Origin of the sequence: Streptomyces sp. NPDC005811 (genome assembly GCF_040630405.1) — a bacterium.
Classification (GTDB): Bacteria; Actinomycetota; Actinomycetes; order Streptomycetales; family Streptomycetaceae; genus Streptomyces.
Window position 1 is genome coordinate 175,114 of the sequence record NZ_JBEXXK010000001.1, and the last position, 25,454, is coordinate 200,567.

19 protein-coding genes are annotated in these 25,454 nt (G+C 71.2%); 10 read left to right on the top strand and 9 right to left on the bottom strand.

All coding sequences use genetic code 11. From position 1 onward, the window contains the following. The first annotated feature begins 49 nt into the window (after positions 1-49). Complete coding sequence (locus ABZ490_RS00810) at positions 50-952, top strand: UTP--glucose-1-phosphate uridylyltransferase (protein ID WP_358982470.1); 903 nt, start codon at positions 50-52, stop codon at positions 950-952. Here the strand turns inward: ABZ490_RS00810 and ABZ490_RS00815 are convergent. The 3 genes from ABZ490_RS00815 to ABZ490_RS00825 all read right to left on the bottom strand — a co-directional run bounded on the left by ABZ490_RS00815 (position 949) and on the right by ABZ490_RS00825 (position 4,053). Continuing rightward, on the bottom strand, positions 949-2,085 hold the full coding sequence (locus ABZ490_RS00815; RefSeq protein WP_358982472.1) for a serine hydrolase domain-containing protein: 1,137 nt from the start codon (positions 2,083-2,085) through the stop codon (positions 949-951). The genes ABZ490_RS00810 and ABZ490_RS00815 overlap by 4 nt on opposite strands. Before the next feature lie 67 nt (positions 2,086-2,152). Then, positions 2,153-2,380: a hypothetical protein gene (locus ABZ490_RS00820; protein ID WP_358982474.1), complete on the bottom strand. Its 228-nt coding sequence runs from the start codon at positions 2,378-2,380 to the stop codon at positions 2,153-2,155. Between the two features lie 236 nt (positions 2,381-2,616). Then, the gene (locus ABZ490_RS00825) at positions 2,617-4,053 is read right to left on the bottom strand and encodes an MFS transporter (RefSeq protein ID WP_358982476.1); all 1,437 of its coding nucleotides are present in this window, start codon (positions 4,051-4,053) and stop codon (positions 2,617-2,619) included. A 101-nt stretch (positions 4,054-4,154) separates the two neighbouring features. Here ABZ490_RS00825 and ABZ490_RS00830 point away from each other — a divergent pair, with 101 nt between their 5' ends. Next, the gene (locus ABZ490_RS00830) at positions 4,155-5,054 is read left to right on the top strand and encodes a helix-turn-helix transcriptional regulator (protein WP_358982478.1); all 900 of its coding nucleotides are present in this window, start codon (positions 4,155-4,157) and stop codon (positions 5,052-5,054) included. Here ABZ490_RS00830 and ABZ490_RS00835 read toward each other — a convergent pair. From ABZ490_RS00835 to ABZ490_RS00845, 3 genes are all read right to left on the bottom strand, one after another. Continuing rightward, positions 5,029-5,505, bottom strand: a complete 477-nt coding sequence (locus ABZ490_RS00835; protein WP_358982480.1) for a hypothetical protein — start codon at positions 5,503-5,505, stop codon at positions 5,029-5,031. The two genes, ABZ490_RS00830 and ABZ490_RS00835, sit on opposite strands and share 26 nt — an antisense overlap. Then, on the bottom strand, positions 5,502-6,089 hold the full coding sequence (locus ABZ490_RS00840) for an RNA polymerase sigma factor (protein WP_358982946.1): 588 nt from the start codon (positions 6,087-6,089) through the stop codon (positions 5,502-5,504). The genes ABZ490_RS00835 and ABZ490_RS00840 overlap by 4 nt, the downstream gene beginning before the upstream one ends. A gap of 71 nt (positions 6,090-6,160) precedes the next feature. Next, a complete protein-coding gene (locus ABZ490_RS00845; RefSeq protein WP_358982483.1) occupies positions 6,161-7,615 on the bottom strand; it encodes an MFS transporter in 1,455 nt (484 codons plus the stop codon). A gap of 65 nt (positions 7,616-7,680) precedes the next feature. On the opposite strand from ABZ490_RS00845, the gene dusB reads away from it, so the two are divergent. Further along, positions 7,681-8,835 carry a tRNA dihydrouridine synthase DusB gene (gene dusB, locus ABZ490_RS00850; protein WP_358982485.1) on the top strand — a complete coding sequence of 385 codons (1,155 nt, stop codon included), beginning with the start codon at positions 7,681-7,683 and terminating at the stop codon, positions 8,833-8,835. 30 nt (positions 8,836-8,865) lie between these two features. On the opposite strand, the gene ABZ490_RS00855 is transcribed toward dusB, so the two are convergent. The 3 genes from ABZ490_RS00855 to ABZ490_RS00865 form a co-directional block, all read right to left on the bottom strand. Then, positions 8,866-10,533 (bottom strand): CDP-alcohol phosphatidyltransferase, encoded by a 1,668-nt coding sequence (locus tag ABZ490_RS00855; protein WP_358982948.1) that lies wholly within the window; start codon positions 10,531-10,533, stop codon positions 8,866-8,868. Between the two features lie 605 nt (positions 10,534-11,138). Continuing rightward, complete coding sequence (locus ABZ490_RS00860) at positions 11,139-13,079, bottom strand: glycogen debranching N-terminal domain-containing protein (RefSeq protein ID WP_358982487.1); 1,941 nt, start codon at positions 13,077-13,079, stop codon at positions 11,139-11,141. Further along, positions 13,076-14,533: a hypothetical protein gene (locus ABZ490_RS00865; RefSeq protein ID WP_358982490.1), complete on the bottom strand. Its 1,458-nt coding sequence runs from the start codon at positions 14,531-14,533 to the stop codon at positions 13,076-13,078. The genes ABZ490_RS00860 and ABZ490_RS00865 overlap by 4 nt, the downstream gene beginning before the upstream one ends. 124 nt (positions 14,534-14,657) lie before the next feature. Here ABZ490_RS00865 and ABZ490_RS00870 point away from each other — a divergent pair, with 124 nt between their 5' ends. The 7 genes from ABZ490_RS00870 (at position 14,658) to ABZ490_RS00900 (ending at position 25,418) form a co-directional block, all read left to right on the top strand. Continuing rightward, entirely contained in the window at positions 14,658-15,878 is a 1,221-nt protein-coding gene (locus ABZ490_RS00870) for an ROK family protein (RefSeq protein WP_358982492.1), read from the top strand. A 409-nt stretch (positions 15,879-16,287) separates the two neighbouring features. Beyond that, entirely contained in the window at positions 16,288-19,008 is a 2,721-nt protein-coding gene (gene ppdK, locus ABZ490_RS00875) for a pyruvate, phosphate dikinase (RefSeq protein ID WP_358982494.1), read from the top strand. Positions 19,009-19,362: 354 nt separating this feature from the next. After that, positions 19,363-19,515, top strand: coding sequence for a hypothetical protein (locus ABZ490_RS00880; protein ID WP_358982496.1), 153 nt, complete (start codon positions 19,363-19,365; stop codon positions 19,513-19,515). 471 nt (positions 19,516-19,986) lie between these two features. Further along, positions 19,987-21,798, top strand: coding sequence for an ABC transporter ATP-binding protein (locus ABZ490_RS00885; RefSeq protein WP_358982498.1), 1,812 nt, complete (start codon positions 19,987-19,989; stop codon positions 21,796-21,798). 147 nt (positions 21,799-21,945) lie between these two features. Next, positions 21,946-22,374 (top strand): hypothetical protein, encoded by a 429-nt coding sequence (locus ABZ490_RS00890; RefSeq protein ID WP_358982500.1) that lies wholly within the window; start codon positions 21,946-21,948, stop codon positions 22,372-22,374. A gap of 96 nt (positions 22,375-22,470) precedes the next feature. Continuing rightward, positions 22,471-23,124 (top strand): ABC transporter ATP-binding protein, encoded by a 654-nt coding sequence (locus ABZ490_RS00895; protein ID WP_358982950.1) that lies wholly within the window; start codon positions 22,471-22,473, stop codon positions 23,122-23,124. Further along, a complete protein-coding gene (locus ABZ490_RS00900; protein WP_358982502.1) occupies positions 23,121-25,418 on the top strand; it encodes an FtsX-like permease family protein in 2,298 nt (765 codons plus the stop codon). The genes ABZ490_RS00895 and ABZ490_RS00900 overlap by 4 nt, the downstream gene beginning before the upstream one ends. Positions 25,419-25,454: the final 36 nt, after the last annotated feature.

Below are 25,454 nucleotides of genomic sequence, written 5' to 3' on the forward strand. Positions count from 1 at the left end.
GGGAACCGACCACCCCGCGCGCCACCGACACGAACCGGGAGAGACCCCGATGCCTCCGACGATCCGCAGGGCGGTGATCCCCGCCGCCGGACTCGGCTCCCGGCTGCTGCCGCTGACGAAGGCGACCCCCAAGGAGATGCTCCCGGTCGGCGACAAGCCGGTCATCGAGCACACCGTGCGCGAACTGGTGGACTCCGGCATCACGGACATCACCATCGTCGTCTCCGGCGGCAAGTCCCTCATCCAGGACCACTTCCGCCCCAACCCCGCCCTCGTCGAACAGCTCCGCGCCGACGGCAAGACCGCCTACGCCGACGCCGTCGAGGAGATCGCCGAGCTGGCCCGCCGCGGCCACATCACCTACCTCGACCAGCGCGGCCCCTACGGCAACGGCACCCCGGTCCTCAACGCCGCCCGCTCCTTCGGCGACGAACCCGTCCTCGTCCTGTGGCCCGACGACGTGTTCGTGGCGGAGATCCCCCGCGCCCAGCAGCTCATCCGCGCCCACGAGCAGACCGGCTGCCCCGTCCTCGCCCTCATGCCGATGGACCCCGCCGACTCCCAGCGCTACGGCGTCCCCCTCGTCAAGGAGGACCTCGGCGCCGGCACCCTGCGCATCACCGGCCTGGTCGAGAAGCCCGATCCGGACGCCGCGCCCTCCGCCTACGCGGCCATCGGCGGCTATGTCATCACCCCCGGCATCGTCGACGAACTCCGCGAACAGACCCGCCGCTGGTACGAGCACCGCACCGGCGAGATCTACCTGACCGACGCGATCAACGCCTACGCCGCCACCCGCGCCGTCTACGGCCAGGTCATCCAGGGCCGCTGGTACGACACCGGCAACCCCGCCGACTACCTGATCGCCCAGATGGCCCACGCCCTGGCCCACCCCGAGTACGGCCCACGCCTGCGCGGACTGGTCAGCGACCTCGACGGCTCGGCCACCTAGCCGGCCGTCGCCGTGCACCGCCAGAAGTCCCGCATCAGTGGGGTCGGGGTCGGGTTCTCCATCGCCACCTGGGTCAGCAGGATCGTGACCGTGTCCGTGGTGGGGACGAGGTGGGCCGTCGTGCCGGTGCCGCCGACCCAGCCGTAGCGGCCGGGCACGTTCCAGGGGGCCAGGGGAGCGAGGTCGACCTGGCCGCCGTAGCCCCAGCCCTGGCCCTCCAGGAACAGGGCGCCCCCGTCCCGCTGACCGGCGTCGAGGTGGTTGCTCGTCATCCGGGCGACCGAGGTGGGGGAGAGCAGCCCGCCGCCGCCGGCCAGGAGGAGCCGGGCGAAGGCCAGCCAGTCGTCGGCCGTGGAGACCAGGCCCCCGCCGCCCGAGGGGAACGCGGGGAGCCGGCTCCACTGGCCGTCCGGGCGGTCCGTCACCTCCAGCGCCCCCGCGCCGTCGGGACGGTACGCGGTCGTGAGACGGTCCCGTTTCTCCTCGGGGACCTCGAACGCGGTGTCCTTCATGCCCAGCGGCTCCAGCAGCCGCTCCGCCAGGAACGCGGGGAGGGAACGGCCCGACGCCCGGGCGATCAGGATGCCCTGGAGGTCCGACGCCGTGCCGTACAGCCAGGCCTCGCCGGGCTGGTGCAGCAGCGGGACCCGGGCCAGCTCGGCCAGCCAGACGTCCGGGGCGGGGTACGCCTGCGGCGCCCGCCCGTCCTTCTGCACCCCGAACAGCGCCCGCACCGCCGGGAGCGCGAAGTCGGACGGGAAGCCCCAGCCGGGCCGCGAGGACAGCAGGTCCTCGACCGTGATCGGCCGGACCGCCGGGACCACGTCCGTCACGGGAGCGGACGGCGTGCGCACCACCAGCGGGCGGGCCAGCTCCGGGAGCCACTCCGCCACCGGCGCGTCCAGTGCCACCACGCCCTCGTCCACCAGCATCAGCAGCGCGGCCGCCGTCAGCGGCTTGGTGATCGACGCGATCCGGAACAGGGAGTCCCGGGCCATCGGGGCGGAGCCGTCGGCGTCGACCGAGCCCACGGTCACCACCTCCACCTCCTCGCCGCGGGCCACCAGGCCCACCGCACCGGGAACCGTCCCGTCGTCGACGTACCGCCGCAGGGTCGTGTGGAGCGTGCTCATGGTGGGGGCCTTCCGGTGCGGGGACGACGGGACCTGTGCCTCCTACGACTCCCCGCGCGCCCGGAACTCATCGCCGCGCGTCGCCGGTCCGTCCCTCCGTCGGGTCCACCGTCGCCTGGTGGGCCTCGGCGAGATGGTCGGCCGCCTTCAGCCAGGGCAGGAACTGGGCACCCTTGCGCCAGCCGCACGTGTCGCACTCGATGGTGCGCTGTACCCCCGCCCGCCGCACCCGGACGACATGCTCACGCCCGTGCCCGTCCCAGCGGCTCACCTTGCTCTCGTCGATCTGCGCCACGACGCCTCCCGCGTCCCTGTCCGGGCGAACCTCGGCCAGCAAGGAGTGTGCAGCACGGGCGACGGCAACGGGGGACGTCCGGGCGTGAGTTGACCAAGCCGTTCTCTCCCGGTGACCGACCGGGTCGGCGGCTCCGCGTCGGTCGTTCCGCGTCGGCCGTTCCGCGTGGGCGGCTCCGCGTCGGCCGTTGCGCGTCGGCCGATCGGCGTCAGCCGCTTCGGGTCGGCGGCTCCGGGTCAGCCGATCCTGCGGGGCAGGCGCAGGCTCAGCAGGCCCGTCACCACCACCCCCGCCATCTGCACGGCCAGCGTCGTCACGAGCGCGTCCTGCATGCCCGACCCCGGGACCAGGGAGAGGAAGAGGGTGCCGAGGGTGGCCACGCCCAGGGCCAGTGAGGCCTGCTGGGTGGTCACCATCATCCCGCTGCCCACACCCGCCCGGGCCGGCGGCACCTCGGACATCACCAGCCGCATGACGACCGGGAGCTGGAAGGCCTGCCCGGCGCCCGCCACCGCCGTGCCCGGCAGCAGCTCCAGGACACCGACGTCGGGCCAGTCGGCGTGGACCGTCAGCAGGATCAGCAGCACACCGACGCCCTGGAGCACCGCCCCCGCCGTCACCACCCGCGACCCGAACCGGGCCACCAGCCGGGGACCGGCGAGCGAGGCGAGGAAGAACGCCACGGCCATCGGCGCGAGCGCCAGACCGGCCCGGACCGGGCCCAGCCCGGCCCCGCTCTGCAACGCCAGCGCCACCACGAACATGAACCCGCTGAACCCCACCGCGAGCGGCGCCATGATGGTCAGCCCGCGCCGCAGCGTGGTGAGCGCGAGCAGGCTCGGCGGGACGAGCGGCGTCCGGCCGAGCCGGTCGGCGCGCCGCTCGACGCCGTAGAACGCCGCCGCCACCAGCGGGAACGCGGCCAGCGACAGCCACGTCCACAGCGGCCAGCCGGCCGCCCGGCCCTCGGTCAACGGGGCGAGCAGCGCCAGCAGGGCGGCGGCGAGCAGGACGGTGCCGGGGCCGTCCACCGGCTCCGGGTGCGGGGAGCGGGTCTCGGGGACGGTCCGCAGGGCCAGGACGAGGCCCACGACGACCACGGGCACGTTCACCAGGAACACCGAGCGCCAGCCGCTGCCGGCGATGTCCGCCGCGACGAGGACGCCGCCCAGGATCTGGCCCGCCACCATGGACAGGCCGGCCGTGGCGCCGTAGAGGCTCATCGCCCGGGCCCGGCGCGGACCCTCCGTGGACGACTGGATGGTGGCGAGGACCTGCGGGACCATCGCGGCGGCCGAGGCGCCCTGCGCGACCCGCGCCACGACCAGCGACCACGCGTCGGGGGCGAGCCCGCAGGCCAGCGAGGTCAGCCCGAAGGCCGCCATGCCGCCCAGGAACAGCCGGCGCCGGCCGAAGAGATCGCCGAGCCGGCCCCCGAGGACCAGCAGCACGGCGTACGCGACCCCGTACCCGGCGACGACGAGCTCCAGGACGGACTCGCTCGCGGCCAGGTCCCGGCCCATGGTCGGCAGGGCCACGTTGACGATGAAGAAGTCGATGAGGGGGAGTGCCGCACCGAGCAGCACGGTGAACAGGCCGAGGGGGCCGAGGGGGCGGGCCGGTGCCGCGGTGCGGGCGCCCGGCGGGACGGTGGTGGTCGTTGACTGGGTCACGCCCCCGAGCCTGCGCCGCGCCCCAGACGGGTACCAGAGTGTTCTTATCCTGGTAGCAGCACTACCTGGAAACAGGGTCCGGGCCGCGGCAGGCTGGAGGCATGACGACGATGGCCCAGGAGACCGCGCTCACCCCTCCGGCGGCAGGCGGCTCCGGCTCGGAGATACGGCGGCACGAACTCGCCGCCTTCCTGCGCAGCCGCCGTGAGCGGATCACCCCCGAGCAGGTCGGCCTGCCGCGCGGCGCCCGCCGCCGTACACCGGGGCTGCGCCGCGAGGAGGTCGCCCATCTCTCGGCGGTGGGCGTCACCTGGTACACCTGGCTCGAACAGGCCCGGGACATCCATGTCTCCGTGCAGGTCCTGGACGCCCTCGCCCGCACCCTCATGCTGGACGCCCCTGAACGCGCCCACCTCTTCCAGCTGGCCGGCGCCACCGATCCGACGCCCGCCGCGAACTGCGAGGGCGTCACCGAGGCCGTGCGCATGACCCTGGACCAGCTCGACCCGCTGCCCGCCTGCGTCCAGAACAGCCGCTACGACATCCTCGCCTACAACCGCACGTACGCCCGGCTGTTCCGCGACCTCGACGCGATCCCGCCCGAGGACCGCAACTGCATGCTCCTCGTCCACACCCACCCCGACTGGCGGGCCGCGATCGTCCACCTCGAGGAGACCATGCGGCTGATGGCGGCCAAGCTGCGCGCCTCCATGGCCGGGCATCTCTCCGAGCCGGCCTGGAAGATGCTGGTCAAGCGGCTCCAGACGGAGTCACCGGAGTTCCGCGAGAACTGGGAGCGCTACGAGGTCGTCGTCAACCGCACCAAGATCAAGCAGTTCCGCAACCCGTACGTCGGCCTCCTCACCCTGCACCACACCGACCTGTGGCTCAGCCCGGACCACGGGGCCCGGCTGGTGTCGTACACACCGGTGGACGAGGAGAGCCGGGCGCGTTTGGAGAGGCTGTACGGGATGTTCAGCGGGAGGACGGGCACAGGGTGACCTTGTCGCCGGGGTGCAGGACCACGGGGCGCCGCCAGCTCCGGATGGTCGTGGGGCGGCCGGACTTGTCCACCGCGATGACCGAGACCCCTCCGGCCGCTTCCACGCAGGAGAGGGGGACAGCCCTGGGCCCCCACTCCACCACCTCGATGTCGTCCTTGCTCAGGACGTGCGTCAGCGCCTGCCGGTCCTCGACGTCGATGCCCGCCTCCTTGAGGGTGAGCGTCACACTCCCGTCACCATGCCGCTCCACCGCATACGCCCGCGACCCACCCGCCGACCCCGGCACCGCGACCGCCACCGCGACGGCACAGGCCGCCAGCCCGAGCGAGACCCGGCGCCGGGTGAGGACCCGCCGCGGACCGGGAACCGGCACCGGCTCCTCCCGCAGCTCGATCTCCCGCTTCAGCTCCGCCAGCAGCCGGTCCTCGAAGCTCTCCCGCGCGCTCATGCCTCTCCTCCCACCACGTGCAGCAACGACATCTCCGCCGACGTCCCCGTCCCGGTCTCCGCCTCCGCGCGCAGCGCCTTGCGGGCCCGGTGCAGCCGGACCCGGGCCGTGACCTGGCGGATGCCGAGCGCGGCGGCCGCCTCCGTGACCGTCAGCTGGTCCACCGCGACCAGCTCGATCACCGCCCGTTCCCCCTCGGGCAGCCGGGACAGCGCGGCCAGCAGTCGGCGGCCCGGGCTCTCCGCGTCGAGCTTGTCCTCCAGCCGGACGATGTCGTCCGCCTCCAGCAGCCGGCGCCCCGAGAACCGCCGGTCCCGCTCCGCCTCCCGCGCGACCCGCCGCCGCTCCGAGGAGACGACGTTGCGCGCGATGCCGTACAGCCAGGCCGTCTCGCTGCCGAGGCCCGGCCGGTAGGTGTGGGCCGAGTCGAGCACGGCCAGGAAGATCTCGGCCGTCAGATCGGCCGCCGTGTGCGGGTCGTCGACCCGCCGCGCCACGAACCGCGTCACCGCGTCCACATGCCGCCGGTAGAACTCCTCGAACCCCGCTAAGAGCCCGTTCCCCGCCCGTTCCCCGTCCGCCACGGACGCCTCCCTCTCCTCGGCCACACCCGTACTTGGTACGGGGCCCGGGAAGCGTTACGGCGTCTCGGCGGTCAGGCGTTCACACCCGCCGCAGCCCCTTTGACGTCCTGCGTCCCCTCCTCCAGGCGGCGGGCCGTCCGCTCCGCCGTGCGGCGGGCCCAGGGGCCGGTGGTCAGGGCGCCGAGGGCGAGGACGAGGAGGCCGCAGGCGGTGAGGATCCACCAGCCGGGGACGGCGGCGGCGACGAACGTCTCGCGGTACGACGTCACGCTCACGCCCGCCGCCAGCACCGCGCCGACCACCGCGACGCCGAGGGTCTGCCCCAGCTGCCGGCTGGTGGAGGCGACCGCCGCCGCCACCCCGGCCTGGCTGCGGGGCATCCCGGAGACCGCCGTGTTGGTGATCGGCGCGTTCACGAAGCCGAAGCCGATCCCGAAGAGGGTGTAGCCGAGGAACAGCGTGACGTTCGAGGTCTCCGCGTCGAGGACGGCGAACAGCAGCGCGCTCGCCGTCATCGCCAGGCCCGCGACGACCAGCGGCAGCCGGGGACCGCGGCTGCCCACCAGCCGGCCCGACAGCGGGGCGCACAGGAACATCGGGACGGCCATCGGCAGCATCCACAGACCCGCGTCCAGCGCGTCCAGCCCGCGGACGTTCTGGAGGTAGAGCGTGGACAGGAACAGGAACCCGCCCAGCGCCGCGAACGCGCTGATCGCCACCACCGTCGCCCCGCTGAACGGCGCCGAGCGGAAGAAACGCAGGTCGATGAGGGGTTCGGCGCGGCGCGGCTCGTAGATCAGCAGTCCGGTGAGCGCGGCGAGGGCCAGGGCGGCGAAGGGGCCGCTGGTCGCGAGGCCCGCGCCGGGCGCCTCGATGATCGCGTACGTCAGCGAGCCGAAGAGCGCGATCACCAGCAGCTGGCCGACGGGGTCGGGGCGGCGGGCCCGGGGGGCGCGGGACTCGGGGACGAACCGGAGGGTGAGGAGCAGCGCCGCGAGGCCGACCGGGAGGTTGACCCAGAAGATCGCGCGCCAGCCCACCGCCTCCACCAGCGCCCCGCCGAGCAGCGGGCCGGCCGCCATCGAGATGCCCACGACCGCACCCCACACCCCGATCGCCCGGGCCCGCTCCCGGGGGTCGGTGAAGGTGTTGGTGATGATCGACATGGCGACCGGGTTCAGCATCGAGCCGCCGACCGCCTGCACCATGCGGGCCGCGATCAGCAGGTCCAGGCTGGGCGCGAGGGAGCACAGCAGCGAGCCGAGCGAGAACACGACCAGGCCCGCCATGAAGACCTTGCGGCGGCCGATCCGGTCGGCCGTGGAGCCCGCGAGCATCAGCAGCGCGGCCAGGACGACGGTGTAGGCGTCGATGGTCCACTGGAGTCCGGCGGTGGAGGCGTGCAGATCGCGCTCCATCGCGGGCAGGGCGACGTTCAGGGCGGTGGTGTCGAGGCTCACGATCAGCAGGCTCATGCAGCAGATCGCGAGGACGAGCCGACGGCGGCGGGGGCTGAGCTCGGGCATGCGTTAATAGTACGCCTAACTAATGAATATGGCCCGCACGGCGTGCCGTACGTGAGAATGGGGAAATGTCCACGACCGCGCCCACGCAGCACACGACCCTGCGGATCGGCCCGCACGCCGTCCAGCCGCCCGTAGTCCTGGCCCCCATGGCCGGTATCACCAACGCGCCCTTCCGCACCCTGTGCAGGGAGTTCAGCGGCGGCAAGGGCCTGTTCGTGAGCGAGATGATCACCACCCGGGCGCTGGTCGAGCGCAACGAGAAGACCATGCAGCTGATCCACTTCGACGCGACGGAGAAGCCGCGCTCGATCCAGCTGTACGGCGTCGACCCCGCGACCGTCGGCAAGGCCGTCCGCATGATCGCGGAGGAGGGCCTCGCCGACCACATCGACCTGAACTTCGGCTGCCCGGTCCCGAAGGTGACCCGCAAGGGCGGCGGCTCGGCCCTCCCCTACAAGCGCCACCTGCTCCGCGCGATCCTGCGCGAGGCGGTGTCCGGCGCCGGGGACCTCCCGGTGACGATGAAGATGCGCAAGGGCATCGACGACGACCACATCACCTACCTCGACGCCGGCCGGATCGCCGTGGAGGAGGGCGTCACCGCCATCGCGCTGCACGGCCGCACCGCCGCCCAGCACTACGGCGGCACCGCCGACTGGGAGGCCGTCGCCCGGCTGAAGGAGCACGTCCCGGAGATCCCCGTCCTCGGCAACGGCGACATCTGGTCCGCCGGGGACGCGCTGCGGATGGTCCGCGAGACCGGCTGCGACGGGGTGGTCGTCGGACGCGGCTGTCTGGGGCGGCCGTGGCTGTTCGCGGACCTGGTGGCCGCGTTCGAGGGGCGCCACGACGACCTCCGCAGGCCGCCGCTGCGGGAGGTAGCCGACGTCATGGTCCGGCACGCCACCCTGCTCGGCGAGTGGATCGGCGACGAGTCCAAGGGGGTCGTCGACTTCCGCAAGCACGTCGCCTGGTACCTCAAGGGCTTCGCGGTCGGCAGCGAGATGCGTAAGCGCCTCGCGATCACTTCCTCGCTGGAGGAACTCCGCTCCGGGCTGGACGAGTTGGACCTCGACCAGCCCTGGCCCGCCGGCGCCGACGGGCCCCGCGGCCGGACGTCCGGCAACAACCGGGTGGTGCTGCCGGACGGCTGGCTGAAGGACCCGTACGACTGCGCGGGCGTCGGCGAGGACGCGGAGCTGGACACCTCCGGCGGCTGAACTCCCGGGCGATCAGCCCTTCTTGGGGGATCAGCCGTTCTTGGGGTGCATGGTGGAGCCGTACGCCGTCAGGAAGCGGTCGCGGAAGGAACTCATCTTCCACACCGGGGCGTTGTGGGCGGGCCGCAGACCGTCGGTCCAGTTCCAGCTCGCGATCTTGTCGAGGACCTTCGGGTCCTTGGCCACGATCGAGATCGGCACGTCCCGGCTGGCGTTCTGGCCGCTGACCCGGGCGATCGGCTGGTGGTCGCCGAGGAAGACGAGGACGGTGTCGTCGGTGCCGTAGCGCTCCAGCCACTCGGTGAGCGCGGTCACCGAGTACTGGATCGACTTGCCGTACTCCTCCTTGGACTTGGTGCCGTCGGCGATGACGTCGGACGCCTTGTTGCCGGCCGCCTCGATGGCGTTGAACACCGAGCCGTCGCCCAGTTCGTCCCAGCCGACCATCTTCGGGATCGGCGCCCAGGGCTGGTGGCTGGAGGTCAGGATGATCTCCGACATCAGCGGCTTGTCCCGCTCCTTGGAGTGCTCCAGCTGCTGGAACGCCTCCAGCGCGTACTGGTCGGGCATCGTCGACCAGCTGAACTTCGGTCCCTGGTAGCCCATCTTGAAGGCGTTGTAGACCTTGTCCAGGCCGTAGTACTTCGCCTCCGGCCAGGCCTTCTGCACGCCCGGCATGACCCCGACGGTGTCCCAGGCGCCGGTCTTCTTGAACACCTTGGTCAGGGACAGGTGGTCGCTGGCCATCACCGTGCGGTAGCGCTGCTGGTTGTCGACCCAGAGCCCGGACAGGGTGGTGGAGTGGCCGAGCCAGCTGCTGCCGCCGTACGTCGCCGAGGTCAGCCAGCCGCTCTTCGCGTGGAAGCCGGCCTTCGCGAGGGCCTCGGTGCGGGCCTGGAGGGTGGCGTCCACGCCGGGGGACATGATCGGGTCCTCGATGGCGCTGCGGCCGTAGCTCTCGATGAACGTGAAGATCATGTCCTTGCCGCGCAGATCGGGCACGAGCTGGTCGGCGGGGGTGTTGCCGAAGGTGTCGCTGCGGGTCTCCTTGCCGAACGCGGCCTCGTCCCGGAGGGTGTCCCGCACCTGGCGGGCCTCGGACTGGAGCCGGTTCGCCACACGGTCGGAGGCGACCGGGATACCGGCGAACTGGAAGCCCAGGACCGAGCAGGTGATCCAGGCGGTGCCCGCGATCAGGGTGCCACGGGTGGCCCTGCGGGGGTCGCGGACCAGGATGTTGCTCAGCCGGACCGTCGCCAGCGCCGTCACCGTGATCACGAGGACGACGAGCAGGGCGACACCGACCGCCGCCGCGCGGGCGGTCGTCTGCCCCAGGGTGTCCACGAGATACGACTGCGCGTCGCTCAGCAGACCCCAGTCCAGGACCAGGTTGAAGTCCCGGCCCAGGTACTCCATGAAACCGATGTCGAGCAGGTTCAGCACGGTCAGCGCGCCGAGCACCGCACCGCCGAGCGCCGCCAGCGCGATGCGCGGCCTGCGCGGGAGCGCGAGCGTCACCGCCGCCCCGATGATCGCCTCACCCGGCAGCCGGACGAACCGGTTCACCTGCAACGCGGCCATCCGGTTCGGCAGCAGCAACGCCCCGATCACCAACACGAGCGACAACACCGTCACCGCCCACCACACCCCCCGGGCGACCCCGGGATGCCGCCCCCGCCAGGCCCGCAGATAGGCGATACGAGCCTTGAGGGGGGTCTCGGTGCTCTCGGTGTTCTCGGTGCTCTCGGTGTTCTCTGTGCTCTCGGTGTCGAGGGCCGGGGCGTCGGCGTCGGCTTCGGCCGCGGGGGCCGGGGGCTCCGCGTCCGCGGGGTCCGCCGAGGTCTCCTTCACGGAACCCTCGGCAGGCTCCGGCTCCGGCTCCGGCTCCGCCGGTTCCCCACCGGCCGGGCTCTCCGTACGGACCTCGGTCCCGCCGGAGGCCACGGACTCCCCAGCCTCCGTCGCCGCCTCGGCCTCGGGCAGGCCCTCGGCCTCACCCGACTCCCCGCCCCCCGCACGTTCCTGAGCGGCCGTCGGTTCCGGCGTGGCCGTGCGTTTCTCGGGGGCGGGGGAGGGCACGTCGGTGGCCTCGGGGTCTTCCGGAGCCGTTGGCTGGGTGGAGTGAGTGGAGACAGGCACCCGAGGGTCCTTCCGTACGAAGCCCGGTGTTCGGCGGACCCGGCGCGAGAAGCCGGATCCGCCTCAGTTTCGTACGGCCTGCCCCCGGCCCGTGTTCAGCCCCCTCGGCCAGCGGTCGGCAAACACCGTGCAAACGTCGGGCCAAGCACCCCGGCCGGGCCCCGCTACGCCCCGCCGACCGCCGTGAGCAGCGCCAACGGGGCAGCCGCCGCACGGGACTCCCGTACGCACGCGTGCGGGTAGGGAACCGGTTCGGCGTGCGTGTCACGGCCGTAGCCGGCGAGCACCTCGGGGAGCCGGTGCCCGGTCGCCGTCGCCGCGTCGACCAGCGCCCGGGCGACCGTACGGGCCTCGTCGTGCAGGCCGTACCGCGCGAGCCCCAGCGTGATCAGCGCGTTGTCGTGCGGCCAGACCGAACCGCGGTGGTAGGAGAGCGGGTGGTACGCCGGCTGCCCGGCGGCGAGCGTGCGGACGCCCCAGCCCGAGAAGAAGTCGGGTTCCAGCAACCGCCGCCCGACGACCTCGCCGTACTCCTTGTCCAGCAGCCCCGACCACAGCAGATGCCCGGCGTCCGAGGCCAGCGCGTCGACCTGGCGGCCCGCCCCGTCCAGCGCCAGCGCCGGGAACGCGTGCTCCGGCATCCAGAAGTCCCGCTGGAAGCGGTCGCGCAGATCGGCGGCCGCCTGTTCGAGGAGGGCGGCGTACGTGGTGTCCTCCCACACCGTGCGCGCCACCCACGCCGTGCGGCGCAGCGCGTCGTACGCGTACCCCTGCGCCCCCGCCGCCATCACCGCCCCGGTGGCGCGGGTGCCGTCGGCGGAGCAGATGGAGCCGGGGGAGTCCTTCCAGTTCTGGTTGGCGAGCCCGCCCTGGTCGGCGCGGTAGATCAGATAGCCGCGGGTGGTCAGTCCGCCGTGGTCGAGCATCCAGGCGATCGCCGCGCGGGCGTGCGGCTCCAGCCGGCGGGCCAGTGCGGTGTCGCCGGTCTGTTCGACGTACGCGCCGAGGACGACGAGGAAGAGCGGGGTCGCGTCGACCGAGCCGTAGTAGCGGCCGTACGGCACCTGCCCGAAGTGGGCCAGCTCGCCGTGCCGCACCTCGTGGACGATCTTGCCGGGCTGGGCCACCGACGGCGCGTGGGACTCGGTCGCCTGGGTGGCGGCGAGGGCCGACAGCGTGGCGGCGGCCAGCCGGGGACGGTAGGGGAGCGCGAAGAGGGAGGTGAGGAGGGCGTCGCGGCCGAGGAGGGCGAGGAACCACGGCGCTCCGGCGGCCGGCACCCGCAGCTCCTCACTCTCCGTGCCCGTCGCCTGGACCTGGAGCGTGGCGAGGTCGGCGAGCCCTCGAACACAGGCGGTCGCCAGTTCGGGCCATTCCGTGGGAAAAGCGACACCTTCCATGAACTCGCCCTCATACGCAAGAAGCTTTTCAGCCATTGCAGAAGGGGAGCGGGGAACCCGCAGCGCACGTTTCTCGCCATGCGGCCGGGCCATCACGCGCAGGATCAGTTCGGCGCTGCCGTGCGCCTCCAGGTCCAGCGTCCACACGAGTCGGCGGGCGCCGGTGCCGGTCTCCTCGACGGCGTCCGGGGCGGGTTCGGCGGTCACCGTCGTACAGGACCGCCACTCCCCGCGCCGGTAGCCGAACTCCACGCCGTCGTCGAGGACCTCGCGGCGGCGGACGGCGCCCGTCTTGGCGTACGTACGGTGGTCGGAGCGCAGCTCGAACTGGTCCGTGAAGTCCGCGTCCACGGTCAGCGCGAGCCGCACCGTGGTCGGCACGGGCCGGTTGCCGACGACCCGCACCGACTCCACGAACGAGCAGTCCCCGACGGCCTGTTCACGGAAGAGCGTGCAGGACGGCGGCTCGTCGCGCCCGCCGCGCGGGACGAGCACACAGCGGGTGGTGTCCCCGCCCGCGACCGGCGCGAGTTCCTCCGGCACCGCGCCGTCCACCGTCAGCTGCCAGCGGCTGAGGTGCCGGGCGTCCCGGACGAACAGCCCCTGCGGGGCGGAGCCGGCGCCCCGTACCCCGCTGATGTCCCCGCGCTCGCCGACGGCGGCGAACGTCCCGCCGTACACGAGCAGATGATGCCGGTCCGTCATCCCCGGTCCCCTCCCTTGTCGGTCGCGGTGTGCTGGTGGAGCAGGTCGAGCGTGAGCGCGGCGGTCCAGCTGAAGCCGGTCGCGCCGCAGGCCTCGCCGGTGTACGGATCGACGTACTCGGCGAAGTCCGAGGTGAGCGCGGTGTCCAGGACGGCACGGCGCAGGGTGTCCGCGTCCGCGGGACGGCCGTGCAGCCGCAGGCCGCGCTCCAGGAGCCAGGCGGTGTTGAACCAGGCCGGGCCGCGCCAGTAGCGGTGCGGGTCGAAGGCCTCGCCGAGCAGGTCGTAGCTGGGGACGAGACGGGTCGTCGTACCGACCCCGAAGTGCGGGCCCCCGAGCGTGCGGACGACGGCCGCCGCCACCTCGCGCGGCAGATCCGGCAGGATCAGCGGGACCAGCCCGGAGACCCCGCGCTCGCGGATCGGAGCGCCCTCGTGCTCGCGGATCGGACCGCCCCCGTGCTCGCGCGCCGGGACCTCGGTGCCGTGTACGTCCCGGCAGAAGAACATGCCCTCCGCCGGGTCCCACAGCCGGTCCACGAGTGCCGCCGTGAGCCGTTCGGCGCGTGCGTGCCGGGCGGTCGCCGTCGCCCCCAGCTCGCGCGCGATCCGGGCGAGGGCGTGCTCGGAGGCGATGAGCAGCGCGTTGAAGGAAGGATCCTCCACCGCGAACTCGCCCCGCCCGTCGGCGTACCCGGCGTCCCGGTAGTCCGCCGCGAGCCGGACGTACCGCCCGTAGTCGAGGTCCGTCGGCCGGTCCTCGGCCGCCCCGTGGTCGAGGTCGGCGCGCCGGAAGGAGCGGGCCGGCGCCGGGGTGACCCGGGCCAGCGGGGCGTCCCAGCTCGGCGCGTTGTCCATCCCCTGCTCCCAGGGGTGGACGATGGAGACGAGCCCGGCCCCGCCGTGATCGCGGCGGTGCAGCAGATAGCGGTGCCAGGCGGCCAGCCGTGGGTAGACCCGGGCCAGGAAGCCCCGCGCCCGGGACAGCCCCGGGTCGGCGCGGTGCACCAGCCAGGCCGCGAGCGCGTGCACCGGTGGCTGCACGATGCCCGAGGTCTGTACGGTGCGCGGGGCGCCCGCAGCGCGCCCCGCGGTCGAGGAGCGCCAGAAGTCGGGGCTCGGGAAGTAGGCGTCGAGCGGCACGGAGGGGTTGAAGACGATGTGCGGGATGCGCCCGTCGCCCCACTGGGCGGCCAGCAGGGTCTCCAGCTCGGTCTGCGCCCGCAGCGGCGAGACATGCCGCAGACCGATCGCGACGAACGCCGAGTCCCAGGACCACTGGTGCGGGTACAGCCGGCGCGAGGGCACCGTCGACGTGCCCGTCCAGTTGCCCTCCAGCACCTCCACCGCACCGTCGCGCACCGCTCTGAGGTGCGGCGGACCCGGCGGGGCGGCCGGATCGTATACGGCGGTGAACTCCGCCGGGTCGGCGATGAGCTGGGCGGTGCGATCCACTCGGGGCTCCCCGAAAGACGTCAAGGCGGCCCCCTGGTTCGGCAGGGGCTACCGTAGGGTTACGTCTATTTAACACGCAAAACTCAATATGTAATGCAAGCTTGAGAAGCACAAGGGGGTGCGCATGACTGGGCGTCCGGGACGGACCGGCAGGGCGGGTGGTCAGGCCAGCGCCGGAGAACTGCTCGAACTGGTACGCAGTGGGCGGGCGACGACACGCGGTGCCCTGCAACAGGTGACGGGCCTCTCCCGGGCGACGGTCGGACAGCGTCTGGACCGGCTGTTCCGGGCGGGCTGGCTGCGCGAGGGCGCCGGTGGGCCGGTCGGCTCGCCGCAGGGCGGCCGCCCCTCGATCACGCTGGAGTTCGACGACGACCACGCGGTCGTGCTCGCCGCCGACCTGGACACCCGGCACGCCCGCGCGGCCGTGCTGTCCCTGACCGGAGAGATCCTCGCGGAGCACTCCGGCACGCTGGCCATCGAGGACGGCCCCGACCTCGTTCTCGGCGAACTGGGCGGCTGGTTCGCCGAGTTGCTGGAGAAGGCGGGCCACCGGGCGCAGGAGGTCTGCGGCATCGGCCTCGCCGTGCCCGGCCCGGTGGACAGCGAGACGGGCCGGGTGGTGCAGCCGCCGATGATGCCCGGCTGGGACGGCTACGACATACGGGGCCGCCTGGCCAGGGCGTTCACCGAGCGCACCGGCGCCGCCGGGGTGCCCGTCCTCGTCGACAACGACGCGAACCTGATGGCGTACGGCGAACAGCGCACCGGCCACCCCGACTGCTCGGCGTTCGTCCTGGTCAAGGTCTCGACGGGCATCGGCGCCGGGGTCGTGGTGAACGGCTCGGTCTTCCGCGGGATCGACGGGGGCGCCGGGGACATCGGACACATCCGGGTGGGCGCCGAGGCGCTGTGCCGGTGCGGCTCCTACGGCTGCCTCGCCGCCGTGGCCAGTGGTGGTGCCGTGGCCCGCAGGCTGGCGGAGACCGGGGTGCCGGCGGCCTCCGGCTCGGACGTGCGGGACCTGCTGGCGGCCGGGCACCCGGGCGCTGCGGCGCTGGCGCGGGAGGCGGGGCGCCAGGTGGGGGACGTCCTGGCGACGGTCGTGACCCTGCTGAACCCCGGTGTGCTGATGATCGCCGGGGACCTGGCGGGCACCCCCTTCCTCACCGGGGTGCGCGAGCTGCTCTACCAGCGGGCGCTGCCCCGCTCCACCGCCCATCTGGACGTGGTGACCTCGCGGCTGGGGGAGCGGGCGGGGCTGGTGGGAGCGGGTGCGCTGGTCGTGGAGCACCTGTACGCGCCCGAGCGGGTGGAGGAGCGGTTGCTGGCCCTGGGGGTCTGAGGGACGCTCGTGAGTGCACCGCGGTGCGTCCGGATGGTGAAATCCGAGCCGCGGCGACAGCGTGATTCTCGCCACCCTTGAGGGGGGTAATGCTCAGATGAGCGGATCATGGATCGAATGCACTTCTCCAAGGGGTGGCACTGGGTGCCACCCCTTGATCGTTCATCGATCGAAATCAGATGTGAGAGACGGCTGCTCATCTGAGCGGAAAACTGCACCCATGGACACCACTGTCTTCAAGAAGTGAAAACATACGCCGGTCTTCGCTTGCCAAGCTTTGACTTTCGATCCACTGGCGGACGACCGGTTACGGGCGCATGACGCACAAGTGGACGTACCCAGGCGCCTTCGATCTGGGTATGTTCCTCGCCGTCAGGGCAGCCACCGCGTCCTCGAGGAGTCGAGACCCGTGTCGGAAAACAAAGAACCCCACGTGGCGAAGTTCGTTTACGACTTCACCGAGGGCAACAAGGACCTCAAGGACCTCCTGGGTGGCAAGGGCGCCAACCTCGCCGAGATGACCAACCTCGGCCTCCCCGTCCCGCCCGGCTTCACCATCACCACCGAGGCCTGCAAGGTCTACCTGGAGAGCGGCGAGGAGCCGGCGGCACTGCGTGACGAGGTGAGTGCGCACCTCGTCGCCCTCGAGGAGCGGATGGGCAAGAAGCTCGGCCAGGCCGACGACCCGCTGCTCGTCTCCGTCCGCTCGGGCGCCAAGTTCTCCATGCCCGGCATGATGGACACGGTCCTGAACATCGGCCTCTCCGACAAGTCGGTCCAGGGCCTCGCCCGGCAGGCCGGCGACGACCGCTTCGCCTGGGACTCCTACCGCCGCCTCATCCAGATGTTCGGCAAGACGGTCCTCGGCGTCGACGGCGAGCTCTTCGAGGAGGCCCTCGACGCGGCGAAGGCCGCCAAGAAGGTCACCGTCGACACCGAGCTGGAGGCGGCCGACCTCAAGAAGCTGGTCACCCGCTTCAAGAAGATCGTCAAGACCGAGGCCGGCCGGGACTTCCCGCAGGACCCGCGCGAGCAGATGGACCTCGCCGTCAAGGCGGTCTTCGACTCCTGGAACACCGACCGCGCCAAGCTCTACCGCCGCCAGGAACGCATCCCCGGCGACCTCGGCACGGCGGTCAACGTCTGTTCCATGGTCTTCGGCAACCTGGGCCCCGACTCCGGCACCGGTGTCGCCTTCACCCGCGACCCCGCCTCCGGCCACCAGGGCGTCTACGGCGACTACCTCCAGAACGCCCAGGGCGAGGACGTCGTCGCGGGCATCCGCAACACCGTCCCGCTCGCCGAGCTGGAGCAGATCGACAAGAAGTCCTACGACCAGCTCCTCGGCATCATGGAGACGCTGGAGAACCACTACAAGGACCTCTGCGACATCGAGTTCACCATCGAGCGCGGCCAGCTGTGGATGCTCCAGACCCGGGTCGGCAAGCGCACCGCGGGCGCCGCCTTCCGCATCGCCACCCAGCTCGTCGACCAGGGCCTGATCGACGAGACCGAGGCGCTCCAGCGCGTCAACGGCGCCCAGCTCGCCCAGCTGATGTTCCCCCGCTTCGACGAGGAAGCGAAGGTGGAGAAGGTCGGCCGGGGCATCGCGGCCTCCCCGGGCGCGGCCGTCGGCAAGGCGGTCTTCGACTCGTACACCGCCGTGAAGTGGTCCCGCTCGGGCGAGAAGGTCATCCTGGTCCGCCGGGAGACCAACCCCGACGACCTCGACGGCATGATCGCGGCCGAGGGCATCCTGACCTCCCGCGGCGGCAAGACCTCCCACGCGGCCGTCGTCGCCCGCGGCATGGGCAAGACCTGTGTCTGCGGCGCCGAGGAGCTCGAGGTCGACACCAAGCGCCGCCGGATGACGGTCCCCGGCGGACACGTGGTGGAGGAGGGCGACGTCATCTCCATCGACGGCTCCTCCGGCAAGGTCTACCTGGGCGAGGTCCCGGCCGTCCCGTCCCCCGTCGTGGAGTACTTCGAGGGCCGGATGCACGCCGGCGCCGACGACGCCGACGAACTGGTCGAGGCCGTCCACCGGATCATGGCCTTCGCCGACCGCAAGCGCCGGCTGCGCGTGCGCGCCAACGCCGACAACGCCGAGGACGCGCTGCGCGCCCGCCGCTTCGGCGCCCAGGGCATCGGCCTGTGCCGCACCGAGCACATGTTCCTCGGCGACCGCCGTGAGCTGGTCGAGCGCCTGATCCTCGCGGACACCGAGGCCGAGCGCGAGGAGTCCCTCAAGCAGCTCCTGCCGCTCCAGAAGACGGACTTCGTCGAGCTCTTCGAGGCGATGGACGGCCTGCCCGTCACCATCCGCCTCCTCGACCCGCCGCTGCACGAGTTCCTGCCCGACATCACCGAGCTGTCGGTGCGCGTGGCGCTCGCCGAGTCCCGCCAGGAGCCGCACGAGAACGAGCTGCGCCTGCTCCAGGCCGTCCACCGCCTCCACGAGCAGAACCCGATGCTGGGCCTGCGCGGCGTACGGCTCGGCCTGGTCATCCCCGGCCTGTTCACCATGCAGGTCCGCGCCATCGCCGAGGCGGCCGCCGAGCGCAAGAACGCCAAGGGCGACCCGCGCGCGGAGATCATGATCCCGCTCGTCGGCACCGTCCAGGAGCTGGAGATCGTCCGCGAGGAGGCCGACCAGGTCGTCGCCGAGGTCGAGGCGGCCACGGGTGTGTCGCTGAAGCTGTCGATCGGCACCATGATCGAGCTGCCGCGCGCCGCGCTGACGGCCGCCCAGATCGCCGAGGCCGCCGAGTTCTTCTCCTTCGGCACCAACGACCTCACCCAGACGGTGTGGGGCTTCAGCCGCGACGACGTGGAGGCCTCCTTCTTCACGGCCTACCTGGAGAAGGGCATCTTCGGGGTCTCCCCCTTCGAGACGATCGACAAGGACGGCGTCGGCTCCCTGGTCAGGGCGGCGGCGCAGGCGGGCCGCGCGACCCGCCCCGACCTCAAGCTCGGCGTCTGCGGCGAGCACGGCGGCGACCCCGAGTCGGTGCACTTCTTCCACGAGGTGGGCCTCGACTACGTCTCCTGCTCCCCCTTCCGCATCCCGGTGGCCCGCCTGGAGGCGGGGCGCGCGGCCACCCAGTCGGAGGGCAGCGACCACCGCTGAGCCCCTGAGGGGCCTGTGAACCCCGGAGTCGCCGTCGGTCCCCGACCCTCAGTACCGATCGGCGGCGGCTCCGGCACGCAAGAGGAGGGCGGCACCCTGTGCGGGGGTGCCGCCCTCTTATGTCGTCGATCGCGCTGGTCAGCCCGCATCTCCCATTCAACGCCAAGGAAATCCCAAGGTTTTCACAGCTTCATTTCCGGCTCGTAATTCTTACTTTCCTCTTCCCCTTCTGATGGGTCGTGTTAAGTTCTTTCTCATCGGGCGGCGGGATCGCCCAGGGTGACGACCCTGATCCCCATCCGTCCGTGCGGAATTCCCCTTCCCGCAGATACTGGAAACTCAGAAGGAGTCGGTATGAGCTTCAGGGTGATCGCACCGCTTACCCCCCGCCGCAACGCGAACACGAACCCCAACGCGAACGCCGGCCAGGTCCCCCCGCCCCCGCAGCCCCAGCAGCGCCGCCGCCCGCGTCCCGGTGATCCGGCGCCCCAGCAGCGCGGCGCCTGAGGGTAGAACGCCTGGTGGAAGGGAGGGTCGCCGGTTCTCCGGCGGCCCTCCCGGGTTGTGCGCAGCCTGTGGATCCACCCCGAAGAACCTGGCAACTAGGCAAAGTCACCGAAGCGGCAGCGCCCTCGCTCATACCTTGTTCAAGCGCGCTCCCGGCCGTGTGTGAGGGGAGAGGTAATGCGCGCGTCCCGGAAGTCTCCAGGGATTGAATTTCCTCGGCATGTCCCGGCGGGCCTGGAAATGTCGGAATACGGCTTGCCGATATTTCGAGATCCTCCGGAGCCGACGGATTACCTGACTCCGAAAACCGCCGCGTACGAGGACGGCGAGGAAAGTGCTTTCGAGGCCACGGCCACGGCCGCAGGCGCCGAAGACGACGACTTCGCCGCACCCGAGGCCTTCGACACCCCCCTTGCTCCCCCCTCTCCCCCCACCCTCTCCCCTCGCGCCGCCTTCCGCCGCTTCTGGCCCATGACCAAGGGGCTGCGGCGCTGGCTGGTGGGGGTCTGGCTGTGCACCGTACTGGGCGCGCTCGCCGAGACCGCCGCGATCCTGCTGTTCAGCAGCCTCACCGACAACGCCCTGCAGAAGGGCTCACTGGACGCCTTCTGGGGCCCCGCGGTCCAGTGGCTCCTGATCGCCGTGGTGGGCGGGGTCATCGGCTACGCGGGAGGCTCGCTCGCGGTCTGGGTCTCGGAGCGCTTCGTCATGCGGCTCCGCCAGCACGTCTTCGACCATGTGCAGAAGCTCCCGCCGCACTTCTTCCAGCGCCACCGCCAGGGAGACCTGCTCTCCCGGCTCACCGGCGACGTGGAGGCGATCGAACAGATGGCCGTCTCCGGCCTGATCGGCACGGCCTCCGCCCTCTTCAGCACCGTCTTCTACGCGGCGGCCGCGTTCTGGCTGCGCTGGGACCTGGCGGCGGCGACCTTCGTCCTGGCCCCGCTGTTCTGGCTGGCGGCCAAGAAGTTCTCCGCGGGGGTCGGGGCGGTCGCCCGGGAGGGCCGAGTGGCCGACGGCGCGGTGACCTCCGTAGTGGAGGAGTCCCTCGGCAACCTCGTCCTCACCCAGGCGTACGGCCGTCAGGACGCCGAGCGGCGCCGGCTGAGCCAGGAGGCGACGGCGTGGTTCCGGGCGGCGGTCCGCTCGGCCCGCCTCAACCAGGCGTACAGCCAGCTGGTGCAGGTCATCGAGACGGTCTGCGTCCTCGCCGTGATCGGCATCGGAGTCTGGGAGATCTCGGAGGGCCAGATGACGCTGGGCCAGCTCCTGGCCTTCGCCGCACTCCTCGGCTACCTCTACCCGCCCATCCGCGGCCTCGCCCAGCTGGGCCTGCTGATCACCGCGGCGACGGCGGGCGCGGAACGCCTGGTGGAAATCCTGGACACCCGCCCCGCGGTGACCGACCCCGAGACCCCGAAGGACCGCCCGACGGGCCGCCCCGACGGCGTGATCACCCTGACGGACGTCTCCTTCCGCTACCCCGGCACGGACCGCCCCGCCGTGGAGAACCTCTTCTTCACGGCACACCCCGGCGAACTGGTGGTCATCACCGGCCCGAGCGGCGCCGGCAAGTCCACCGTCTCCAAACTCCTCCTCCGCTTCTACGACCCGGGTTCCGGAGCGATCACCCTGGACGGCGTCCCCCTGCACGACTTCCCCCTGGACCGCCTCCGCGAATACATCACCCTCCTCCCGCAGGAGACGCTGGTGCTGCACGACACGGTCCGCGCGAACATCGCCTGCGGCCGGCCGGGCGCCAGCGAGCAGGCGATCGTCGACGCGGCGAGGGCGGCCGACGCGCACGACTTCATCACCGCGCTGCCCGAGGGCTACGACACCCTCATCGACCCCGGGACGGCCCGCCTCTCCGGCGGCCAGCTCCAACGCCTCGCCATCGCCCGCGCCGTCCTGCGCGACGCGCCCGTCCTCGTCCTCGACGAACCCACGACCGGCCTCGACGCGATCGCCACCCGCCGCATCATCGACCCCCTGCGCCGCCTGATGACGGGCCGCACGACCATCATGATCACCCACGACCTCACCCTCACCCCGGCCGCGGACCGCATCCTGGTCATCGACCAGGGCCACATCGTGGAAACGGGCCACCACGACGAACTCCTGTCCCTGGGGGGCGTGTACACGCGCCTGTACGGCTCCCAGAATCCTGGGGTCACCGCCGACGCCGATCTCGACCACGTGCCGGGGGCGTACGCGTACGCGGGGCAGGCCGAGGGTGGGGCGTATGGCTGGAGCGAGCACTGGACGGGACCGGTGGCCTGAGCGGCGGTGGCGGTTTTCGGGTGTCTGGATTTCGATCACCTGATGTGGTGGTGATGGGCTAGGCAGATCGTTTCTCTCTGTTTTCATTGCATTACAGTCCGTGATCACCGGTGGCTTTCGGGGCCCCTGGTGATCACGGAGGTAGGCATGAAGAGGGTAGTGCTCGGGCTGGCGACGGCTGGGTTGGTGCTCAGCGCGGCGGTGACGGCGTTTGCTTCGCCGGGGCAGGGGGTCATCCAGGATCTCGAGTCGGAGGGCGTCGCGTTCACCCAAGGGGGGTACCGGCTCAACCCGCCCGGCACCAATCATGGCGCCTTCGAATGGTGGGGCCGTCTCACGGACGTTGCTGCTAACGATCGGCACAACGTCTACGTCGAGGTCATGGTCCAGGGCCACGACTGGTTGCGCTACTACGGCAAGCAGGGGCGCAGTGTCCGCCTGCACCACTCGAACTGGAACGGTGCTCAGCGCTACACGGGCAAAGCAAGGATCCGCGTGTGCCGGGACCGGGGCGCCCTTCGCCCCAACAACTGCTCACCGACCAAGGCCTACACCATCGACTGGGACCGTGGCTGAGTCGTCCGACCTTCCAGGCCCAGGTGGATGTGCCTGGGCCGGGCTCTTGAGTAGGGGAACAAGATCAACACGCCAGAAGTCCTTTCCGCGAAGGGAATTGACCTCTTCTACGGTGAGACGGTCGCTGTTCGTAACGCGGAGATCACCCTGGGTGGGGGAGAGGTGGTGGCGATCACCGGGCAGAGTGGGTCCGGTAAGTCATCACTTCTGTACTGCCTGGCTGGGGTCTTGCCGGTGGCATCCGGTGAAGTCTGCTTCGAAGGACGCTCCCTGGGCACGCTCGACGACGAGGAGCTCAGCGCCGTCCGCCGTGAGCGGTTCGGCTTCGTCTTCCAATACGGTGAGCTCCTGCCTGAGCTGACGGTGGAGGAGAACGCCGCGCTGCCGCTACGGCTGGCCGGCCGGCGCAAGGCTGAAGCTCTCGATGCGGCTGGCGAGGTACTGAGTCGGCTCGGTCTCGCGGGCCTTCGAGACCGCCGTCCGTCGCAGGTGTCGGGTGGGCAGAGCCAACGCGTCGCGGTCGCCAGGGCATTGGTGCACAGGCCCGCCGTCGTGTTCGCTGATGAGCCCACCGGCTCGCTCGACAGCAGTAATGCCACAGCCGTCCTGGAGGAATTCCTCGGCCTCGCGCGCTCGCAAGGAACGGCTGTGGTCCTTGTGACACACGACGCGCAGGTGGCAGCTCGGGCCGATCATCGCTACACCATGTGCGATGGTGTGCTTACAGCTCAGGTGCGGGAAGCGTCATGAAGGAACTGCTGCTAGGCCTTCGGCTGTTGCTGGGCAGTGGTCGAGGTAACCGCGTCCGTTTCCTTCTCATGACCGTCGGCAGCGCGATCGGAGTATGCTGCTTGGCCGTCGTACTTGCGATTCCGGGAATCCTGTCCGCACAAGACGCCCGTAAGGCGTCTCGGGAACCGGACTGCTCGAATGGGCTGGGTGGCTGCGCATCTGCCGAAGGACGCGGTATGGCGCTCACCCGAGTGGACCCCTACGGTACAGCCCCTCTCACCCGGATCTTTGTGGCTCTGGAAGGCGAGCCGATCGACCCACCACCTGGTCTGCATGAACTTCCCAGCCCCGGTGAGGTGTTCGTATCCCCTCGGCTTCACGAGATCCTCAAGTCCGACCCCGGCCTGACACGACTTCTCCCTGGGAGGGAAAGCGGGCTCATCTCTGCGGCGGGGTTGGCTCATCCCGATGAGTTGTACGCCTACATTGGCGCCTCCCCTGAGGAGCTCAAGGGAGGAGGGCACATGGCGGAATTCGGAGTGCGACATACGCGCTTTCCCACCGTGGAGCCTTCCACTCTCGACATCCTGCGCTTCACGATGGCTGGCGTCGTCCTGCTTCCGCTGGCTGTGTTCCTCTCAGTGTGCGCCCGGCTGTCTGCAGCCTCCAGAATGAGACGGCTGGCAGCGTTGCGCTTGTTGGGACTCAGCAGAAGAGGCATGCAACGCGTCAATGGAGCCGAGACCGTCGCTGCCGCTTTTATGGGCGCAGTCCTTGGTCTGGGTTCCTACTGGGCACTCAACGAGATGGTTTCCCGTGTCGGCCTTCCGGGATTCAAGTGGTACCCGGAGGACGGGTTGCTTTCTGGGGAGACCCTCGTCGCCTGTTTGGTGGTATGTCCAACGCTTGCCTGGTTCGTGAGTCTGATCGGGGCGAGGAAAGCGGCGGCAAACCCGCTGGCCGTGCGGCGTAGCGCCATGGAGAAGGCGCCGCGCCCATGGGGCTTGCTCCCGCTCCTACCTGGACTGGGTATCGTCATCGGCTACTGCGCAGTCGGCGCCATGGGGAACGTACCCACGGACACCGGACTCTCGTCGATCCTCATGCCGCTCGCTGTCGTGCTGGTCGGTGTCGGGCTGGTGCTGTCGCTCCCGGTCTTCTCACGGGCCATCGCACGTAGGGTGGCCCGGTCCACAGGTTCGCTCTCCCTTGGGCTGGCGATGCGTCGCAACGAGGTGGAGCCCGGTGGGGCCCTACGCGTGGCGACTGGCCTGGTCCTGCTGGTCTTCGCTGCGTCTCTCACGCAGGGCGTGCTCATCGAACTGGATCAGGTCTCCAAGAACACCTCGCCCACTCAGCTCTACACCATGGCGCTGGACGATATCCCGGAAGAGAAGCTGTCGGCTCTCACCGACCTCTTGGGCATCCGAAGCCACGTCATCCAGACCCGATCGTGGGCGGATGTCGAGCAATTGGACAGGCCGCCGAGCATCAGCGCCGTCATCGCCACCTGCGATCAATTGCGCAGGGTGGCGACCCGGCTCGAAGGCTGCGTTGAGGGGCATCCCGCACGGTTGATGGTTCCGGGAGGCACGTACGACGAGGCCAGCAAGCCGGGCAGTCGTTTCCCCTTCCACCTGCGGAACACCATGGGCCAGCCGCGCGTCATGGAGGTTCAGGTGCCGCAGAGCACAGTCCTGTACGACGACGACACCGCAGTGGCGATGGTAGGCAGCGGCACCGTATTGATTCCGCCGTCGCTCGTCCCCACAGGTTTCCTCCCGGAAGGCGGGGCAACTCTCTCGCTCGCCAGCAGCTCGGCCCCGGGGACGGTGAGTTCTGTGCTCGAGGGTATTGCGGGAGTCGACCCCACGATCGAGGTCGAAACCGCGGGCGTGAACGTGACCGGGCTCCAGCAGATCTCTGTCATCAAAACCCTCCTCGCCGTAGGCATGGTCCTCGGCCTGATCATCGGTGTCGCCGCCTACCTGGTCGCCGCCACCGACCGAGCGGTGGAACGGAAGTCGCAGGTCACCGCGCTCGCGTTGCTCGGGGCCCGGCCCCGGACGCTGCGGGCCGTTCAGGTCGCGCAGGTCGTGCTGCCCTTGGGTGTCGGACTTCTCCTCGCCGTGGTGACCGGGAAGATGGCCGAGTCCAGTTACCTGGTGACCGGGGGCGGGGCCGTCTTCTGGGACGGGGCCGGGGTGCCGTTGTTGCTGGCCTCCGCGCTCGGTGTCGTCGTGGTCGCCGCCCTCGGCGCGTTGCCGCTCGTCGGCCGGCGTATCGACCCCGAGTTGATCCGACGGGACTGACAGCCGGGGGAGAGAGGGAGGTGCGGCACTCCTGGG

Coding starts and splice junctions, on each gene's coding strand:
- ABZ490_RS00810 (WP_358982470.1), top strand. CDS start 50: ATGCCTCCGACGATCCGCAGGGCGGTGATCCCCGCCGCCGGACTCGGC.
- ABZ490_RS00845 (WP_358982483.1), bottom strand. CDS start 7,615: ATGCCCGAGCTCAGCCCCCGCCGCCGTCGGCTCGTCCTCGCGATCTGC.
- ABZ490_RS00870 (WP_358982492.1), top strand. CDS start 14,658: ATGACTGGGCGTCCGGGACGGACCGGCAGGGCGGGTGGTCAGGCCAGC.
- ABZ490_RS00880 (WP_358982496.1), top strand. CDS start 19,363: ATGAGCTTCAGGGTGATCGCACCGCTTACCCCCCGCCGCAACGCGAAC.
- ABZ490_RS00885 (WP_358982498.1), top strand. CDS start 19,987: ATGACCAAGGGGCTGCGGCGCTGGCTGGTGGGGGTCTGGCTGTGCACC.
- dusB (WP_358982485.1), top strand. CDS start 7,681: ATGTCCACGACCGCGCCCACGCAGCACACGACCCTGCGGATCGGCCCG.
- ABZ490_RS00830 (WP_358982478.1), top strand. CDS start 4,155: ATGACGACGATGGCCCAGGAGACCGCGCTCACCCCTCCGGCGGCAGGC.
- ABZ490_RS00860 (WP_358982487.1), bottom strand. CDS start 13,079: ATGACGGACCGGCATCATCTGCTCGTGTACGGCGGGACGTTCGCCGCC.
- ABZ490_RS00815 (WP_358982472.1), bottom strand. CDS start 2,085: ATGAGCACGCTCCACACGACCCTGCGGCGGTACGTCGACGACGGGACG.
- ABZ490_RS00835 (WP_358982480.1), bottom strand. CDS start 5,505: ATGAGCGCGCGGGAGAGCTTCGAGGACCGGCTGCTGGCGGAGCTGAAG.
- ABZ490_RS00900 (WP_358982502.1), top strand. CDS start 23,121: ATGAAGGAACTGCTGCTAGGCCTTCGGCTGTTGCTGGGCAGTGGTCGA.
- ABZ490_RS00890 (WP_358982500.1), top strand. CDS start 21,946: ATGAAGAGGGTAGTGCTCGGGCTGGCGACGGCTGGGTTGGTGCTCAGC.